Source organism: Paenibacillus sp. MT86, from assembly GCF_058792535.1.
Map to the genome: position 1 here is coordinate 2,378,335 of NZ_CM179499.1, position 17,803 is coordinate 2,396,137.

General features: G+C 52.1%; 14 protein-coding genes and 1 pseudogene. 14 read left to right on the forward strand and 1 reads right to left on the reverse strand.

The window, feature by feature from the left end:
* The first annotated feature begins 89 nt into the window (after positions 1-89).
* The 9 genes and pseudogenes from dpsA (at position 90) to AC3RCL_RS10435 (ending at position 10,011) form a co-directional block, all read left to right on the forward strand.
* Positions 90-986 (forward strand): dipicolinate synthase subunit DpsA, encoded by an 897-nt coding sequence (gene dpsA, locus AC3RCL_RS10395; protein WP_015736295.1) that lies wholly within the window; start codon positions 90-92, stop codon positions 984-986.
* The gene (locus AC3RCL_RS10400; protein ID WP_009594715.1) at positions 987-1,577 is read left to right on the forward strand and encodes a dipicolinate synthase subunit B; all 591 of its coding nucleotides are present in this window, start codon (positions 987-989) and stop codon (positions 1,575-1,577) included. It abuts the gene before it with no gap.
* Positions 1,570-1,750, forward strand: a pseudogene (locus AC3RCL_RS10405) (Asd/ArgC dimerization domain-containing protein); the annotation flags it as partial. The gene AC3RCL_RS10400 and the pseudogene AC3RCL_RS10405, both read left to right, overlap by 8 nt.
* A gap of 157 nt (positions 1,751-1,907) precedes the next feature.
* Positions 1,908-3,122 (forward strand): aspartate kinase, encoded by a 1,215-nt coding sequence (dapG, locus tag AC3RCL_RS10410; RefSeq protein ID WP_015736294.1) that lies wholly within the window; start codon positions 1,908-1,910, stop codon positions 3,120-3,122.
* A gap of 110 nt (positions 3,123-3,232) precedes the next feature.
* A complete protein-coding gene (gene dapA / locus AC3RCL_RS10415) occupies positions 3,233-4,114 on the forward strand; it encodes a 4-hydroxy-tetrahydrodipicolinate synthase (protein WP_492535328.1) in 882 nt (293 codons plus the stop codon).
* A 225-nt stretch (positions 4,115-4,339) separates the two neighbouring features.
* On the forward strand, positions 4,340-6,019 hold the full coding sequence (locus AC3RCL_RS10420) for a ribonuclease J (RefSeq protein WP_009594732.1): 1,680 nt from the start codon (positions 4,340-4,342) through the stop codon (positions 6,017-6,019).
* Positions 6,020-6,288: 269 nt separating this feature from the next.
* Positions 6,289-7,065 carry a ClpP family protease gene (locus AC3RCL_RS10425; protein ID WP_009594727.1) on the forward strand — a complete coding sequence of 259 codons (777 nt, stop codon included), beginning with the start codon at positions 6,289-6,291 and terminating at the stop codon, positions 7,063-7,065.
* Positions 7,062-7,304 carry a YlzJ-like family protein gene (locus tag AC3RCL_RS10430; protein WP_492535329.1) on the forward strand — a complete coding sequence of 81 codons (243 nt, stop codon included), beginning with the start codon at positions 7,062-7,064 and terminating at the stop codon, positions 7,302-7,304. Before AC3RCL_RS10425 ends, AC3RCL_RS10430 begins: the two co-directional genes overlap by 4 nt.
* Before the next feature lie 61 nt (positions 7,305-7,365).
* Positions 7,366-10,011 carry an FtsK/SpoIIIE family DNA translocase gene (locus AC3RCL_RS10435; protein ID WP_192571293.1) on the forward strand — a complete coding sequence of 882 codons (2,646 nt, stop codon included), beginning with the start codon at positions 7,366-7,368 and terminating at the stop codon, positions 10,009-10,011.
* Between the two features lie 80 nt (positions 10,012-10,091).
* Here AC3RCL_RS10435 and AC3RCL_RS10440 read toward each other — a convergent pair whose 3' ends face one another.
* A complete protein-coding gene (locus tag AC3RCL_RS10440; RefSeq protein WP_015736289.1) occupies positions 10,092-10,955 on the reverse strand; it encodes a helix-turn-helix transcriptional regulator in 864 nt (287 codons plus the stop codon).
* Positions 10,956-11,145: 190 nt separating this feature from the next.
* On the opposite strand from AC3RCL_RS10440, the gene uxaC reads away from it, so the two are divergent.
* The 5 genes from uxaC (at position 11,146) to sleB (ending at position 17,765) form a co-directional block, all read left to right on the forward strand.
* Positions 11,146-12,570, forward strand: a complete 1,425-nt coding sequence (uxaC, locus tag AC3RCL_RS10445) for a glucuronate isomerase (protein WP_492535330.1) — start codon at positions 11,146-11,148, stop codon at positions 12,568-12,570.
* Between the two features lie 3 nt (positions 12,571-12,573).
* Entirely contained in the window at positions 12,574-14,094 is a 1,521-nt protein-coding gene (locus AC3RCL_RS10450; RefSeq protein WP_492535331.1) for a tagaturonate reductase, read from the forward strand.
* Positions 14,087-15,601 carry a UxaA family hydrolase gene (locus AC3RCL_RS10455; RefSeq protein ID WP_096774489.1) on the forward strand — a complete coding sequence of 505 codons (1,515 nt, stop codon included), beginning with the start codon at positions 14,087-14,089 and terminating at the stop codon, positions 15,599-15,601. The genes AC3RCL_RS10450 and AC3RCL_RS10455 overlap by 8 nt, the downstream gene beginning before the upstream one ends.
* 45 nt (positions 15,602-15,646) lie before the next feature.
* Entirely contained in the window at positions 15,647-16,759 is a 1,113-nt protein-coding gene (locus tag AC3RCL_RS10460; protein ID WP_492535332.1) for a glycoside hydrolase family 88/105 protein, read from the forward strand.
* A gap of 193 nt (positions 16,760-16,952) precedes the next feature.
* The gene (gene sleB, locus AC3RCL_RS10465; RefSeq protein WP_452516004.1) at positions 16,953-17,765 is read left to right on the forward strand and encodes a spore cortex-lytic enzyme; all 813 of its coding nucleotides are present in this window, start codon (positions 16,953-16,955) and stop codon (positions 17,763-17,765) included.
* The last annotated feature ends 38 nt before the right edge of the window (positions 17,766-17,803 follow it).

The following is a 17,803-nucleotide window of genomic DNA, read 5'->3' on the forward strand; positions in this document are numbered from 1 at the left end:
GGTAGTTTAAGGGAAATGCGCTCACCTCCCCATAGGCGGCAGCATAAGATGCTTTATACGTTGGTTTGAAGAAAGGAGCGAGGCCTTCCATGCTGACTGGAGTCCGGACCGTCTTTGTTGGAGGAGACGCAAGGCAAATTGAAGTGATTCGCAAATGCGCTGAGATGGATGCCTCCGTCATGATCGCCGGGTTTGAGAAACTGCAGGATTCTTTTCAGGGAGTGACTCGCGAGCCGCTTACGCCAGAGCTGTTATCGGACGCCGATGCTCTGATCCTGCCTGTAGTGGGATGTGATGATGAGGGACGTGTCAGCGCGCTATTCTCGGAAGGGCCGCTGCGACTGCAGGAAGAACATATCGCGGCGATGCCCGGACATGGAGTGATCTATACAGGCATGGCGAAACCCTATTTGCGCTCGCTATGTGACAAATATAAGATCAAGCTGGTAGAGATATTGGAGAGGGACGATGTGGCTATTTATAATTCCATTCCGACCGCCGAAGGCGCACTCATGATGGCGATCCAAAACACGGATTTTACGATCCACGGATCTACAAGCATGGTGCTCGGCATGGGACGGACCGGATTTACAATGGCTCGCAGCCTGCAGGGACTGGGTGCCAAAATTCGAATGGGGGTACGTAAATCGGAGCACTACGCAAGAGCTGAGGAAATGGGCTGGAAGCCCTTCCTGGTAAGGGATCTGGGTTCTTATGTGTCGGATATTGACTTGCTTTTTAACACGATTCCAACTATGATAGTCACAGCACAAATCATCTCGAAAATGCCTCGGGAGGCTGTCATTATTGACCTTGCCTCCGCACCCGGCGGATGCGATTTTCGCTATGCCGAGAAACGGGGTATCAAAGCCATGCTCGCACCCGGACTACCCGGAATCGTGGCTCCAAAAACAGCCGGCATCATCATGGCCAACACGCTGGTGGAGCTGATTTCTGAAGAAATCAAGATTCGGGGGGATGCGTAAATGAATTGGAATGGAATTACAGTGGGTTATGCCCTGACAGGATCGCACTGCACACTCGAAGAAGTGATGCCGCAGATCCAGCGATTCAAAGACGGGGGAGCGAATGTGGTGCCGATTGTATCGAGCACCATCATGACGACCGATACCCGATTCGGCACATCGGAAAATTGGCAGAAACAGTTGAAAGATATAACCGGGAATGATATTATTTCTACAATTGTGGAGGCGGAACCGCTGGGCCCATCCAAGCTGCTTGACGTCCTGGTTATCGCCCCTTGCACGGGAAACACGACCAGCAAGCTGGCCAATGCGATGACTGACAGTCCTGTCTTAATGGCAGCCAAGGCGCAGATGAGAAATTGCAGACCGCTGGTGCTGGCGATCTCAACGAATGACGGCCTTGGACTGAATGCGGCCAATATCGCGAAGCTGCTGGTTACCAAAAACATATATTTCGTCCCTTACGGACAGGATAATCCGCAGCAGAAACCGAACTCGCTTGTCGCCAAAATGAATCTGATTCCGGAAGCTTGTTATGCGGCATTGGAAGGGAAACAACTCCAGCCGATGATCGTTGAATATTCTCGATAAAATTACAGAGAACGGTTATACCCTGGAAGAAATGAAGATGGTCCGCGAGACCAAAAAAATGATGGGCGACGAATCCATTGAAGTGACGGCTGCTAGTGTACGCATCCCGGTCGTTAACGGGCATTCGAAATCCATGTACGTTGAATTCAAGAAGGACTATGATCTGGAGTTCATCGCTAGATCATCTTCTGAAGGGTGCAGCATGGAAATGCTGTGCAAATCGCAGAAATCATCATCAACAACGGAACGGCCAGGCTTAATAGCCGGCCGTTTCAGTCGGTCGGCCCGCAATTTACGTCTCCTGGGCATATATAAACGGAGGAATATTTTATGCGCATCTTAGTTCAAAAATTCGGCGGCACCTCATTGTCTACACCGCAAGCAAGAACCCATGTTATTGGGCACATCCAGCGTGAACTGGCCAATCACTACCAATTGGTCGTGGTCGTATCGGCTATGGGACGCAGAGGGGAGCCTTATGCGACAGACACGCTCCTGGACTGGATCGGGCATAACGGAAACGCGCTTCCAGACAGAGAACGGGATCTGCTGCTCTGCTGCGGTGAAATTATCTCGGCTTCAACGCTGTGCAGTCTCCTTCAGCATGAGGGGATAACCGCAACGGTGCTGACGGGTGCACAAGCCGGATTTCTCACAGACGATCACTTCGGAAATGCACGTATCAAGGACGTAAAACCTGAACGGGTTTTGAAAGAGTTGGAGAGTCATCAGGTTGTCATCGTAACCGGCTTCCAGGGGCAGACCGATTCCGGCGACTTTACCACGCTGGGCAGAGGCGGAAGCGATACTTCGGCTACAGCGCTCGGTGCCGCGCTTCGCGCGGAAATGGTAGATATCTACACGGATGTCAACGGCATTCTAACGGCGGATCCCCGCATCGTCGAGGATGCGAAGCCGCTTAGTTACGTAAGTTACACGGAGATTTGCAACATGGCTCATCAAGGGGCAAAGGTCATTCATCCTAGAGCGGTTGAGATTGCCATGCAATCCCAAATTCCGGTCAGAGTGCGGTCGACCTTCTCGGATAATGAGGGCACGCTGGTAACCCAGCCTGAAGGCTTCAGAGATATTCAATCCGGAATCGTGGACCGCTTTGTGACGGGAGTTGCCTATGTAAGCAACATAACGCAAATCTCGGTGGAATGCGATCGCACGGAAGGTCTTCAACTGAAGGTATTTAAATCGATGGCCGAGCATTCCATCAGCGTGGACTTTATTAATGTTACCCCTACCGGAGTGCTTTATACGGTGTTTGACAGCGATTCGGAGAAGGCGATCGAAGTGCTGCAGAGCCTGGACCTGAAACCGAAAAGCTTATCCGGCTGTGCCAAAGTGTCCGTCATTGGCGGCGGCATCAACGGCGTTCCGGGCATCATGGCCAAAATCGTGGAATCCTTGAGCGAGCACGACATTCCGATTCTGCAATCCGCGGATTCGAATACGACGATATGGGTACTGGTTAAAAAAGAGGATATGGCTCAAGCGCTGCGCGCACTTCATCATAAATTTGAGCTTCACCGATAAAGTTACTAAAAGACGGATATTCCCTTAAAGCGTTTGATAGGAAATAATATAGATAAGATTACTTACGAAGGAAGCATTCCCGCGCGGGAATGCTTTAAGGAGGAATCATTGTGGATTTCGGAAGACTGATTACGGCTATGGTAACCCCTTTTGATCAGAACGGCCAGATCAATTGGAACGAGACTGCGAGATTGATTGAGCACCTGATTGTGGAACAGAAGTCGGATTCCCTGGTCATTGCTGGAACGACCGGCGAATCGCCAACGCTTAGCGAAGACGAAAAGCTTGAATTGTTTAAGTTCGCTGTGAAACAGGCGGGCGGACGGAGCAAGATCATCGCGGGCACCGGCAGCAACAATACGTCACATTCCGCGGAATTGACGAAAAAAGCCGAAAGCTGCGGCGTCGACGGCATTTTGCTTGTTGCACCCTACTACAACAAGCCGAACCAGGAAGGACTCTACCGGCATTTTAAGGCGATTGCCGAGGCAACCTCCTTGCCCGTCATGCTGTATAATGTGCCTGGAAGAACGGGCATCAGCCTAAGCACGTCCACCACGTTAAGGCTGGCACAAATTCCGAACATCGTTGCGACCAAGGAATGCGCTTCTATTGACCAGGTTACCGGCATTGCCGCAGGTGCTCCCGAAGGATTCATTGTATATTCCGGCGACGATTCCGCGGCATTGCCTGCATTGTCGGTAGGTGCTTATGGAATCGTAAGCGTGGCCAGCCATATTGCAGGTGCCCGCATGAAGGACATGATCGAAGCCTACGTGGAGGGGAACGTGAAGGAAGCTGCCAAGCTTCATCAATCCTTATTCCCGCTGTTCAAAGGCCTCTTTGAATGTCCTGACCCGCTTCCGAATCCTGCGGCGGTAAAATTCGCTTTGAACGAACGCGGCTATCAAGTCGGCGGGGTTCGCCTGCCGCTCGTTGCTCCAAGCGAGAACGAGGCTGCTTTTATCCGTAATATGCTGTCTTCCTTGTAAGCTGCCGCTTACCTATTTTCAGGGCCACTGCCTTCATCGAAGGCGGTGGCTTTCTTCGTTTTAAACCCTTTTGATTCTGGGCATCCTATGGCTCACGAAGGTGGCTGACTTGTGTTTTCACTTTTTCATCATGTATAATGAATTCAAGTGACTGGGTGCGGTATTTTTTTGAAATTTAATATAACAATGGTACGACGTCCAAAACTATAGGAGGGTTAGATACATTTGTCTAAGAAAATAAGCAGCGATAAACTATCGATTTTTGCCTTGGGCGGCGTCGGTGAAATCGGGAAGAACATGTATGTCATCCAGTATGCAGGCGACATCGTTGTCGTGGATGCGGGATTGAAGTTCCCAGAAGAAGATATGCTTGGGATTGATATTGTTATTCCTGATATTAGCTATTTAACGGAAAATCGCGACAAAGTGAGAGGGATTTTGCTGACTCACGGTCACGAGGACCATATCGGCGGCCTCCCTTACGTATTGAAACACTTGAACGTTCCTGTATACGGAACGAAATTGACGCTCGGATTGGTGGAAAACAAGCTCAGAGAAGCGAATTTGCTTGGTGAGACGAAACGGATTCTGATCCATGCGGATTCGGAAGTTCAACTCGGAAACACATTGAAAGCGACCTTCTTCAAAACCAATCACAGCATTCCGGATTCCGTGGGGATCTGTATCGAAACGCCGGAAGGCAATGTGGTGCACACGGGGGACTTTAAATTTGACCATACTCCGGTCAATGACCAGTATGCGGATCTGCAGCGTATGGCTGAGATCGGAAGCAAGGGAGTATTGGCACTTCTGTCGGACAGTACAAACGCAGAGCGCCCCGGCTTTACGCCTTCCGAGAAAAACGTAGGCATCGTGCTGGAAGACATCTTCCGCAAAGCCGAGCAGCGGGTTGTAGTTGCAACGTTTGCATCGAACGTGCACCGTATTCAACAGGTTGTCAACGCAGCCGAGTCCACCGGACGTAAAATCACGGTAATCGGCAGAAGCATGGTTAACGTTGTATCCATTGCCGCAGAGCTTGGATACCTGCACATTCCGGACGGCATGCTGATCGAACCCGAAGAGGTAAATAAAATGGCAGCGGATCGCGTTGTCGTATTGTGTACGGGCAGTCAGGGAGAACCGATGTCAGCGCTCACGCGCATGGCACGTTCCACTCACCGCAAGGTGGACATTCTGCCGGGAGATACGGTCATCATCGCAGCGACTCCAGTACCAGGAAATGAGAAGTACGTGGGTCGTACGATCGATGAGTTGTTCCGTCTTGGAGCAGACGTCATTTACAGCGGATCCAATTCGGGCGTCCACGTGTCGGGTCACGGCAGCCAGGAAGAGCTTAAGCTGATGCTGAATCTGATGAAACCGCAATTTTTCATCCCTGTCCATGGCGAGTACCGGATGCAGCGCCGTCATGCCCTGCTTGCGGAATCCGTTGGCGTGGATCCGGACAACATCTTTATTACCGATATCGGAGAAATTGTGGAGATTCAAGGCGGCTCGGCTCGCAAAGCCGGCAAAGTGACCGCCGGCAATGTGCTGATTGACGGACTTGGCGTCGGGGACGTAGGGAACATCGTACTGCGCGACCGCAAGCTTCTGTCCCAGGACGGAATTCTGGTCGTTGTCGTTACGTTGAGCAAACAAAACGGCTCCATCGTTTCCGGTCCCGATATTATTTCCCGTGGATTCGTATACGTACGAGAATCCGAAGGGCTTCTGGATGAAGCCAACCGTATCGTTTCCAGCACGCTTCAGAAGCTGATGAGCGAAAACGTGAATGAATGGGCGTCACTGAAGACCAGCGTGAAAGACGCTTTGGGACGCTTCTTGTATGAACAAACACGTCGCAGACCGATGATCTTGCCGATCATCATGGAAGTCTGATACGAGACAATACAATAAATCAGGCACACAGTCGCCCCTTTTTCGCAGGTAATAATTGGACGGTTTCCGCGAAAAAGGGGCTATTTATATGGAAATCATTGAAACTTCTCCCGATTGGTTCGGCAGGAGTTTTTTGTTTGTTATGAGCAAGGCCTAATGCTGAATGTTCTGCACAAGCATAAAAAAGCCGCGTCATTTGCCATACTAAGGGTTAGCTATGTGTTTGTTGCAGCAGCTAGACATTAAGAATAAAAAGGCAGGGATGCGCGATGGACAACGATCAACGGATGACGGGAAACAGAAAAGCGGGGTGGACCGGTGAGACGGAGGCGCCTCCGGTCGTTCCGACCGAGGAAGGCAAGAAAGCGGCCGTGACGGAAACCATTCAGCAGCTGGGACAGACGGGGCTTCCGACCGGCGGAGAATCCAACGTCTTTTGCATGACGATTATTGGGCAAATCGAGGGTCATCTCGTGCTGCCGCCGCAAAATAAAACGACCAAATACGAGCATATGATTCCACAGCTAGTGGCAGCCGAGCAAAATCCGCGAATCGAGGGACTCTTGATCATTTTGAATACCGTTGGCGGCGATGTGGAAGCAGGGCTCGCCATTGCCGAAATGATTGCATCGCTCAGCAAACCGACGGTAACGGTTGTCATAGGAGGGGGTCATAGCATCGGCGTGCCTATCGCTGTTGCCGCAGACCATTCGATTATCGCAGAGAGCGCAACGATGACGATTCACCCGATTCGCATGAGCGGGTTAGTCATTGGCGTGCCGCAAACCTTCGAATACATGGAGAAAATGCAGGAACGCGTCGTGCGCTTTGTGACGAGCCACTCGGGGATCACGGAGGAACAGTTCAAGGATCTGATGTTCAAGACCGGCGAATTGAACAGGGATATCGGTACTGCGGTTTCGGGTACAGACGCCGTAAAGTATGGCTTAATGAACGAAGTGGGTGGAATCGGACAGGCATTAAGCCGACTGAACAGCATGATCGCCGAGCGTAAAACGATTCAACCCGGGGGGATTACGCAATGACTTGGTACAGCGTCATGCCCTTGGATCCGACGACCGGGCTGCTTCAAGTGGAGCAGGAGGTCATGTCCAGGGAAGTTCAAGTCGATGGCATTTTGATGGAAGTGAAGCCTGTAACGGAAGAACAGGCGAAAATCGTTCGTTTATTGGATTGCGGGCTTCATGATTACTTGAACCCGCGCTACGCGCCAGGGACCATGATTCGCTATATTCCGACCGTCGAAAATGAGGCTAAAGGCTGAAAACAGAACATAGGTACGCCACCGAATATTATGCTATAATATGGATTCGGGGGTGACACATTTGGCAAAGCGGAAAAGAAAGAAGAAGGCAGCCTTTGCAGCCGTATTGAAATATGAAATTTATGGAATTGTATTGATGACACTCTCGGTCATCGCGTTATCCGGAGAAGCACCGGTGGGGCGTTCCCTGTCCAAGATGTCGGGATATCTGCTGGGTAAGTATTATTTTATCATCCCCCTAATCGGCATTTATTACGGGTTAATGGTGATGATTCACCGGAAATGGCCCAAACGGTGGAACAGCAGGCGTACCGGTGTCCTTCTCCTGGTATTATCGCTCACCTTAATGAGCAGTATTGCAGGTCTGGAGTCCAAATTGGCTCCGATCGGACAATTGAATGCATCGAGTGCGATGAGCCAGATACATAGTGATTTGCAGGGCGAGCTCCTTCATGCCGGGGCGGATGACGGACGTCATCCCGTCATGGGCCGGGATATCAGCGGGGGTTATGTTGGAGCCTTGCAGTTTGCCCTCTTGTTGATGCTGTTCGGCAGCATCGGGGCAAAGTTGATTGTGATTGTCATGCTGTTTATCAGCTTCATGCTGATTACGAATCTGTCCTATGTCGATTTAATGCGGATGTTCCGCGTCAGGGTTGTAAAAGCCGGGGAACGAATCCAAAAGAAAATGAACAGCCAGCAGACGAAATCAAAGGCGGCGGCGAAGGCAAGCGCCAAGGAGCAACGCATACAGCTGCCGGAGGATCTGGATGAAGACGATGACCTCGACGATATGGAAGGCATGCGGCTGCCGAAGCGTAAAGCGCCGCAATTCTTCCAACTGTTTGGTTCCAAGGGCAACAAGCGGAACGAAGCCGCAGAAGAGGCAGAGGATGTTATGGATGAGTCGGCTCCGGTATTTACGGTTGGCAACGGACATGGTGAGCATGATGAGGGCGAGGTCGTCCTGTTCAGCCGAGCGGATCAAACGGAGGAGGGGACGGATGCTGCATTTTCTGCACCGGATCCTGTGCCTTCTTCGCCGATTATTCGCGATTTCTTTGAGCAGGTGAAGCAAGAAGGTCGATTGGATGACGATCAAGATGATCACGAAGCGGTGATGCCTCCGGCACATGAGGACCCTTCGGGGAACGCGGCATCAAGTTCGGATGCCATGGTTGACCCGGAGACGCTGAACGGCGAGACGAATTCAGCTGTTATGGCGGATACTGGTGGGCAAGAAGGATCGGCACCGACAGCGCCTCCGGCTCCGCCGCCCAAGCCGTACAAGCTGCCTCCGTTCCGGCTTCTGTCCAAACCGAACAACGGCGGCAAGGGCGGAGACCAGAACGATTACATGCAGACAGCGCGAAAGCTGGAGGCCACGCTGGAAAGCTTTGGCGTTCGGGCCAAGGTTCTGGAGGTTGTCCGGGGTCCGTCGGTAACCCGCTATGAAATTCAGCCGGACATCGGCGTCAAGGTCAGCCGGATCGTGAATCTGACCGATGATATCGCACTCGCGCTTGCGGCCAAGGATATTCGGATGGAGGCGCCGATTCCAGGCAAGTCCGCCATCGGGATCGAAGTGCCGAACAATGAAGTTTCGCTCGTCACCATGCGAGAGGTTATGGAAACGCCGACGTTCCAGGACGCGGAATCGAAGCTGTCGATCGCGTTCGGCCGCGATATTTCGGGCCAGACGATTGTCGGTAATTTGGCACGGATGCCCCATCTCCTAGTTGCAGGCGCCACGGGTTCCGGTAAATCCGTATGCATCAACGGCATTATTACCAGCATCCTGTATAAAGCGAAGCCGGATGAGGTTAAGTTCCTGATGGTCGATCCGAAGATGGTCGAACTCAATGTCTATAACGGGATTCCGCATTTGATGGCGCCGGTGGTAACCGACCCGAAGCGGGCCTCCTTAGCGCTTAAGAAAATCGTCGTGGAGATGGAGAAGCGGTATGAGCTGTTCTCCAAGTCGGGAACGCGGAATATTGAGGGCTACAACAATCTGATGAAGGATAATCTGCCTGCGGTATTGCCGTATATCGTTGTCATCGTGGACGAGTTGGCCGATTTGATGATGGTTGCGGCCAACGACGTGGAGGATGCGATTACTCGATTGGCCCAGATGGCGCGTGCAGCCGGAATCCATCTGATTATCGCGACGCAGCGTCCGTCGGTCGACGTTATCACCGGGGTCATTAAAGCGAACATCCCGTCGCGTATTGCCTTTGGCGTGTCTTCGCAGGTCGATTCACGAACCATTCTGGATATGGCGGGCGCCGAGAAGCTGCTTGGCCGCGGGGACATGCTGTTTATGCCGATGGGCTCCTCCAAGCCAATCCGCGTTCAGGGAGCCTTTATGAGTGATCATGAGGTCGAGAACATCGTGGATTTCGTCCGGGATCAAGGACAAGCGGAGTATGACGAGTCGTTGGTGCCTGAAATAGAGGAATCTGCAGGCGCGGACGAAGAAGAATTGGATGAGTTGTATGAACAGGCGGTGACCATCGTATTGGAAGCTAAGCAGGCATCCGTATCGCTGCTGCAGCGGAGAATGCGTGTAGGGTACACCCGTGCCGCCCGCCTCATCGATTCCATGGAAGCGCGCGGAGTGATCGGTCCTTATGAGGGCAGCAAGCCGCGGGAAGTGCTGATGTCCATCGAGCAATATCAGCAGCAGCAGAATCGAATCAGCTAAGCGACTCATTGTATGATCACAACTAAAAAAGGAAGCGAACAAACCTGGACTCCTGGTGGCTCGCTTCCTTTTTTGCATGTTCAGGGGACGCTGTTGATTTTGCGATATTGGCTTGCCGTCATGTTCATGATTTTTTTGAAGGTCCGGTCAAAATGGGTGAGGCTTTCGAAGCCGATCGATTCGGCGATGTCCACGATTTTCAGATCCGTATCCGTCAGAAGGCGCTGCGCCTCGCGAATCCGGGTGAGGTTAAGGTAATTAATGATGGTAAAGCCCGTAATCTCTTTGAAGATCCGGGACAGGTAGAACGGACTGATGTAGAAGGTTTCGGATAATCCCTGCAGCGTGATTTTGTCTGCGTAGTGGACGTGAATAAACTTCACCACGTCCGTGATTTTCTGATGGAGCGGATTCATGGAGACGTTGGCAGGCAGTGAGGCGGAATGGGTTAATCGATAGGTTTTGATTAATAACTCCGTAAGCAGCACCTGCAGCATATGCTCATACGAAGCGGAGCGTTCCCGGATCTCATCGGCCATTTTATTCAGAATTTGCATGATGATGGCCTGCTCCGGCACGGTTAAACGCAGCAGCGGCCGATCCTGGTTAAACATGCCGAGCAATCCCGATGCCAGCAAGGGATGGCCTTTACCGAGAAAGGAATCGCTGAAATTAATGACGATACGCTCATGCTCCGGGTCTCCATGGCCCGAGGTTTTATGGACATCGAATTTATTGATGAGAATCAGGTCCCCCGCCCGTATGGAGTACAGCTTCTCTTTGATAAAATAATGGCGTTCTCCCGAAACCAAATAGTAGATTTCGTAAGTTCCGTGATAATGGTTATTCCGTTCAAAGGGCTTCGTGCGGTGAATGCGATGATAGTAAAATTCGCCTTCTTCTTCTCCGTAGGATACGGTATGGGTTTCGCTGGATATGACAATCGCCCCCGCTTCGTTCAGATCATAACATCTTGGAGCTTTTTCAATATATACAGCTATATTGTATCAACTTCTTCTTGCAAAACAAAGCAAGATATGTTGAATAATCCTCTATATTCGCAATAAACGTGAAGAAATCCAACTGATGATGCCGTAACATAGTAGATAATCTACAGAAACGGACGGTGAAATCATGAGACCTTTTATGGATGAACATTTTTTGCTTCATAACGAGACTGCTCGCATCTTATACCACGATTATGCTAAAGCCATGCCAATCATCGACTACCACTGTCATTTGAGTCCGCAAATGATCGTTGACAATCACCGGTTCGAGAACTTAACGGAAGCCTGGATCAACGGTGACCACTATAAATGGCGGGCGATGCGTGCTGCAGGCGTGGAAGAGGCCTACATCACGGGAGGGCCGGGCGTGAACGATTATGACCGCTTCTTGGCTTGGACCCGCACCGTGCCGATGACGATTGGCAACCCCTTATTCCATTGGTCGCATTTGGAGCTGCAAAGGCTGTTCGGCATATCGGATATCATTCAGGAAAAGACTGCTCCGCGAATTTGGGAGGCGGCAAACAAGCGTCTACAGGAACATGATTTTACGACCAGGGGGTTGATTACGTCAAGCAACGTGAAGGTCGTGTGTACGACGGATGACCCGGCGGATAGCCTGGAATATCATATCAAGCTGGCAGAGGAAGGCGATGCCGGATTTCAGATGCTCCCGTCGTTCCGTCCGGACAAGGGGCTGGAGATTAACCGGGAGACGTTCGTTCCTTGGGTGAAGTTGCTCGCCGAGCGAAGCCGGATCGAGATAGCGGATTATCCGGCATTTCTGGCAGCGCTGGAGCAGCGGGCGGAATTTTTCCATTCGGTTGGCGGCAGGGTATCCGATCATGCGCTGGATTACGTGCCTTATCGAGAGGTCAGCGAGGCGCAGGCGGGCGACATTTTCTTGAAAGCGCTTCAAGGGGAGAGGGTTTCCCGGGAAGAAGAGGAACAGTTCAAGACGCATACGCTGCTTCATCTCGGCCGTGTCTACGCCAGGCTCGGCTGGGTCATGCAGTTCCATATCAATGCCCAACGCAACAACAACACAAGGATGTTCCGACAATTGGGTCCGGATACCGGTTATGATTCGATTCACGATAGTCCGATCGCCGTACCGCTCGTTAAGCTGATGGATCGGCTCGATCAAGAGTCGGCGCTTCCGAGAACGATACTCTATTCGCTCAACCCCAGAGATAACGATATCCTTGCAGCACTGATCGGGAGTTTTCAAGGAGACGGCATTCCGGGCAAAATCCAGTTCGGCTCGGCGTGGTGGTTCAACGACACCAAAGACGGCATGGTCGAGCAGATGAGCAAACTCGGCAATATGGGCCTGTTGAGCCGATTCGTCGGGATGCTGACGGATTCCAGAAGTTTTTTGTCTTACACCCGGCATGAGTATTTCCGCCGTATTCTTTGCAATCTTCTCGGCGAGTGGGTTACGCGGGGCGAAGCGCCGGATGATCTTCCCTGGCTCGGAGGCATCGTGGAAGATATCTGTTACAACAACGCCGAGCGTTATTTCCGGTTTGGCCAAACGGAAGGGAGATAAACCATGGGTACGAGCACGGACCGAAGCGGATCGTTGAAGTTGGTCGGACGGAAGTTTCTCCAGCAGCAGGATATTCGCCAGGACTCGGAGATGTTGAACTTCCCCGTGAAGGTGCTGCAAATCGGCGAAGGTAATTTTCTCAGGGGCTTTTTCGATTGGATGATCTATGAATGCAACCGGCAGGGGCTGTTTCAAGGGAGCGTCGCGGTCAGTCAGCCAAGACCCGGCGGAAGGCCCAAGCTGGAGCAACTGCGGGAACAGGAAGGGATATACGGCCTGCTGACCCGAGGTCTGCAGGATGGACGAAAAGTTGAGGAGGAGCAGTGGATTCCGGTGTTCTCGAAGATCGTGGATCCCTATGCGGAATGGGAGAACTTCTTAAGGATCGCCGAGTTGGATTCCCTGGATATCATCGTTTCCAATACCACCGAGGCGGGCCTCGATTATCAGCGCAGTGAATGGAATCCGGACGAACCGGTGTTGTCGTATCCCGGCAAGCTGACCATGCTGCTGTACCGGCGTTATAAGCATTATGAAGGCTCTCCGGACAAGGGCTTGATGATATTGCCCTGCGAGCTTCTGGAACGAAACGGGGACATCTTGCGATCCATTGTTTTGCGGCATGCACAGGATTGGGGGCTTTCGCCGGCCTTTCAGAACTGGGTGGCGGACCATAATCTGTTCCTGAACTCGCTTGTAGACCGGATCGTAACCGGTTATCCGGAAGAAGCGGAGCGTTATTTTAACAAATGGGGTCATCAGGATCGATTGCTCAACACGGCCGAGCCCTATTATTTCTGGGCGATTGAGGGCGATCCGTCACTGGAGTCCAGACTGCCTCTACGGTCGGCGGGCCTTCAGGTAAGCTGGGTATCCGATCTGACTCCGTATCAGGTTAGAAAAGTAAGGATCTTGAATGGAACGCATACCCTTATGGCTTCGATAGGCCTGCTCCATGGCTTGAACGAAGTGAAGGAGATGACGGAAAGTCCTGAATGGGGTGACCGCATACGAAACGCGATGCTCGATGAGATCGTCCCGGGGGTGCCCCTCCCGCCGGAAGAGGTTGCAGCATATGCCGCAACCGTGTGGGAGCGGTTCGGCAACCCCTTCATTCGGCACAGGCTGCAGGACATCGCCATGAACAGCATGTCCAAATTTAGGGTTCGGGTTCTGCCGAGCTTAAAGGAATATATCAAAATGCATAATGAGCTGCCAAGCACCATTACTCTTGGATTGGCTTCCTTGATCCGTCTGTATCATATCGGCACAAAAGAGGGGCAATGGTACGGCACGCGACTTGATGGTGAACGGCTGCCGTTAAGAGATGATCCGGATAACCTGATGACACTGCAGCAAGCTTGGCAAAAGGTAGACGGCGGGGAGTGGACTATACGTCAGCTTGTGGCCTCCATTCTTGGTAACCAGAGGATATGGGGCGAGGATCTGAACCGAATTCCCGCTCTTCATGAAACGATAAGCAGTTATATCGAAGAAATGGAGCTGAACAACACACATGAGTGACATCGTCATACTTCACAGCAAGGATGATGTCGGCATTGCGCTTCGTCCTTTGTCGGCAGGAGAACATGCCATCGGGATCTTGAACGGGAAGGAGCATGCCATCGAATTAACGGAGGACGTCCCGAAGGGTCATAAGGTGGCTCTGCGGTGGATTGAGGCGGGTAGCCATGTTTTCAAATTCGGTTATTCGATCGGTCTGGCGAAGGAAGCCATTTTGCCGGGGACCTGGATTCATACCCACAATTTGAAAACAGGTCTCTCCGGTGAAGTGGAGTATCAGTATAAGCCAAACGCGAATCAAGGGCTTGAGCCTTCAGCTGCCAGCCACGGCTCGTCAACGTTCCAAGGATATGTCAGACCGAACGGCGAGGTTGGAATCCGCAACGAAATCTGGATCATCAACACCGTCGGCTGCATTAATAAAACCTGCGAGCTGCTGGCACGAATGGCAGGTCAGCAGTTTCAAGGGAGAGGGATTGATGGGATTTATCATTTTCCGCATCCTTACGGCTGCTCGCAGCTCGGAGATGATCTGAGCCATACCCAGCGCCTATTATCCTCCCTGGCTCAGCATGGCAATGCCGCAGGCGTGCTCATTATCGGGCTCGGCTGCGAGAACAATCAGATCGATCAAATGCAGGCCATGATCGGGGAGCAGGACGGGAATAGGATCAAATATATGCGTGCCCAGGACATGGAGGACGAATTGGAGGAAGGGTTGTCCCTTATATCCGAGCTCGTGGAATATGCGGAGACCTTCAAAAGAACGGAGGTTCCTCTCTCCAAACTGAAGATCGGGCTGAAATGCGGCGGGTCGGACGGCCTCTCGGGCATTACGGCCAATCCGCTGGCGGGCCGCATCGCGGATACGATTACCGCCTATGGAGGCACCGCTCTTCTAACGGAAGTGCCGGAGATGTTCGGAGCCGAAACGATCCTGATGGATCGGGCTGCCGACGAGCAGGTGTTCCAGGATATCACCTTGCTCATCAACAACTTTAAACAATATTTCGTCTCGCATGGACAGGAAATCTATGAAAATCCGTCTCCCGGGAATAAAGACGGCGGCATCACGACCTTAGAGGAGAAATCGCTGGGATGCACCCAAAAAGGGGGGACTGCAACCGTATCCGATGTGCTCCGTTACGGCGTAAGAACTTCGAAGCCGGGACTGAACCTGATCGAGGGGCCGGGCAATGACCTCGTATCGGTTACGGCACTCGCTGCAGCCGGCGCCCACCTCGTGCTGTTCACGACCGGAAGGGGGACGCCGTTTGGGGGGCCTGTACCAACCGTCAAAATCGCGACCAATTCCGAGCTAGCCAAACGTAAAAAGCATTGGATCGATTATAATGCGGGAGCTCTGCTGGAGGGCAAAAGCATGGATGAGCTTCATGCGGAACTCTTGGAGGTCATCGTTCATTTGGCCTCAGGCGTTGAGAAGACGCAAAATGAACGGAACGGCTTTCGGGAAATATCCATTTTCAAGGATGGCGTTATTCTATAAATTCAATCGCTTTTTAGTAATTGATTAGAAAGAGGAGGAGCACGTATGTCCAATCCCGTACAGCAGCAGGCACAGTCCGCTTTGTCACCAATAGAACTCGCCGCCAAGGCGTGCCAATCGATCATGGAAACGTATTTGCCCGAGCAGCTTCCGCCTGCAGGCAGGTGGCATTACCATCAGGGCGTATTTTTGGTTGGGTTGTCTCAATTGTGGAAATTTAACGGGGACGCCAAGTTTTTGAATTATATCAAAGGCTATGTTGATCATCTGGTGGACGCTAACGGCAACCTGCTGCTTGAGCGGGGAGAGCTGGATTCCGTTCAAGCGGGCCTGCTCCTGATGGAATTGGATGCTGTGTTTCCCGAATACCGCTACAGGGCCGCAGCAGATAAACTGCTCCGCTTGCTGTCCACGCTGAACCGGACCACTGAAGGCGGCTATTGGCATAAGGACCGGTATCCATACCAGATGTGGCTGGACGGACTGTATATGGGCGGCGTATTTACGATGAACTATGCGAGGCAGTATAACGAGCCGCATTTATTTGACGAGGTATTGTTCCAGGAGAAGCTGATGCGCTCCCATACCAAGGATGAGGCTACCGGTTTGTATTATCATGCTTGGGACGAGAGCCGAACGATGCCCTGGGCGGATCCGGTCAGCGGGCAATCTCCGGAATTTTGGGGACGCGCCATAGGCTGGTATGCGCTGTCGCTTGTCGAGTTCCTCGATTTACTGCCTGAGCATCATTCGGCGAGGGAAGAGCTGGCTGCCGCGCTACGTGAATTAAGCGAAGCGCTGGTGCGTTATCAGGATCCGGCTACCGGTCTGTGGCATCAGGTTGTGGACAAAGGGGGGCGGGAGGACAATTGGCTCGAAACCTCCTGCTCCAGTCTTTTCACCTATACCTTGGCAAAAGGAGTCCGTCTGGGTTTTCTGGATCCTTCTTTTATGACGTATGCAAGACAGGGATATCAAGGCCTGGTCCAATCCGTATATCGCAATGACAAGGGACATTTGGTCATGCCCCAAATCTGCATCGGCACGGGAGTAGGCGATTACAAGCATTATGTGGAAAGGCAGCAATGCGAAAATGACCTTCATGGCGTCGGAGCGTTGGTCATGGCGTGCGTAGAGCTAGGCAGAAGCGACGGATGAAAGCGTGTTTGAACGCTGCAACTGATACAGAACATTTAAGGAGCTGTTCCCTCATAGGAGCAGCTCTCTTTGCGCTTATAGGATCTTCTGCGCTCATGCCGTCCTCAGGGAATAGGTGCATAGGATATTGGCAGGCTTGTCATAATAACGGTAGCGAGGCTTGTTAAACCACAAGAGAAAGGTAGAGCGCAGCATGAAAAACTCAAGAATCTGGATTCTGATCAGCATTGCGATACTGTTATCTGCCGTCGTCTTCGCCCAGGGAAGGCTGAAAGCGGATCACAGTTCGATTCTACAGGAAGCTTTGCCGACCTTTAGCCAGCAGACCATCAAATTCGGTTCCACCGGCGAAGACGTGTATGAGCTGCAAGGGCGACTGAAGTACCTAGGCTTTTATCACGGCAAAATCGACAGCGTGTTCGGTTCCAAGACCCAAGGCGCCGTCAAGTGGTTCCAATCCGAGTTCGGCATGAAGGTGGACGGCATCGTGGGGCCGAAGGTCAAACTGAAACTGTATAACGCCACCAAGGATTTCCGTCCGACCGCTCCGAAGCTTCATGAAGGCGGAGGTGCAGCGGCCGGTGCTGGCGGAAACGGCGGCGGTACTAATCAAGGAAATAACAACTTAGCCTCATCGAATACTATGGGCCTGTCCGACAATGATTTGAGAATCATGGCGAATGCCGTTTACGGCGAAGCGCGCGGAGAGCCGTTTGAGGGACAGGTCGCCGTAGCGGCCGTTATTCTCAACCGGGTGAAATCGCCAAGCTTCCCGAACACGCCGCATGGGGTTATATTCGAGCCGAGAGCATTTACCGCGGTCGCTGACGGCCAAATATGGCTGGAGCCGAACGCCCAGGCTCGAAAAGCGGTGGAGCAGGCGCTGAACGGCTGGGATCCTACAGGAGGATGCTTGTACTACTTCAATCCGAAAACAGCCACCTCGCCATGGATTTGGACGCGTCCTCAAGTCAAAACCATCGGTCAACATATCTTCTGTATGTAGCTCAACCAACGGCAACCGGGGCCTGTCTTCGGTTGCTT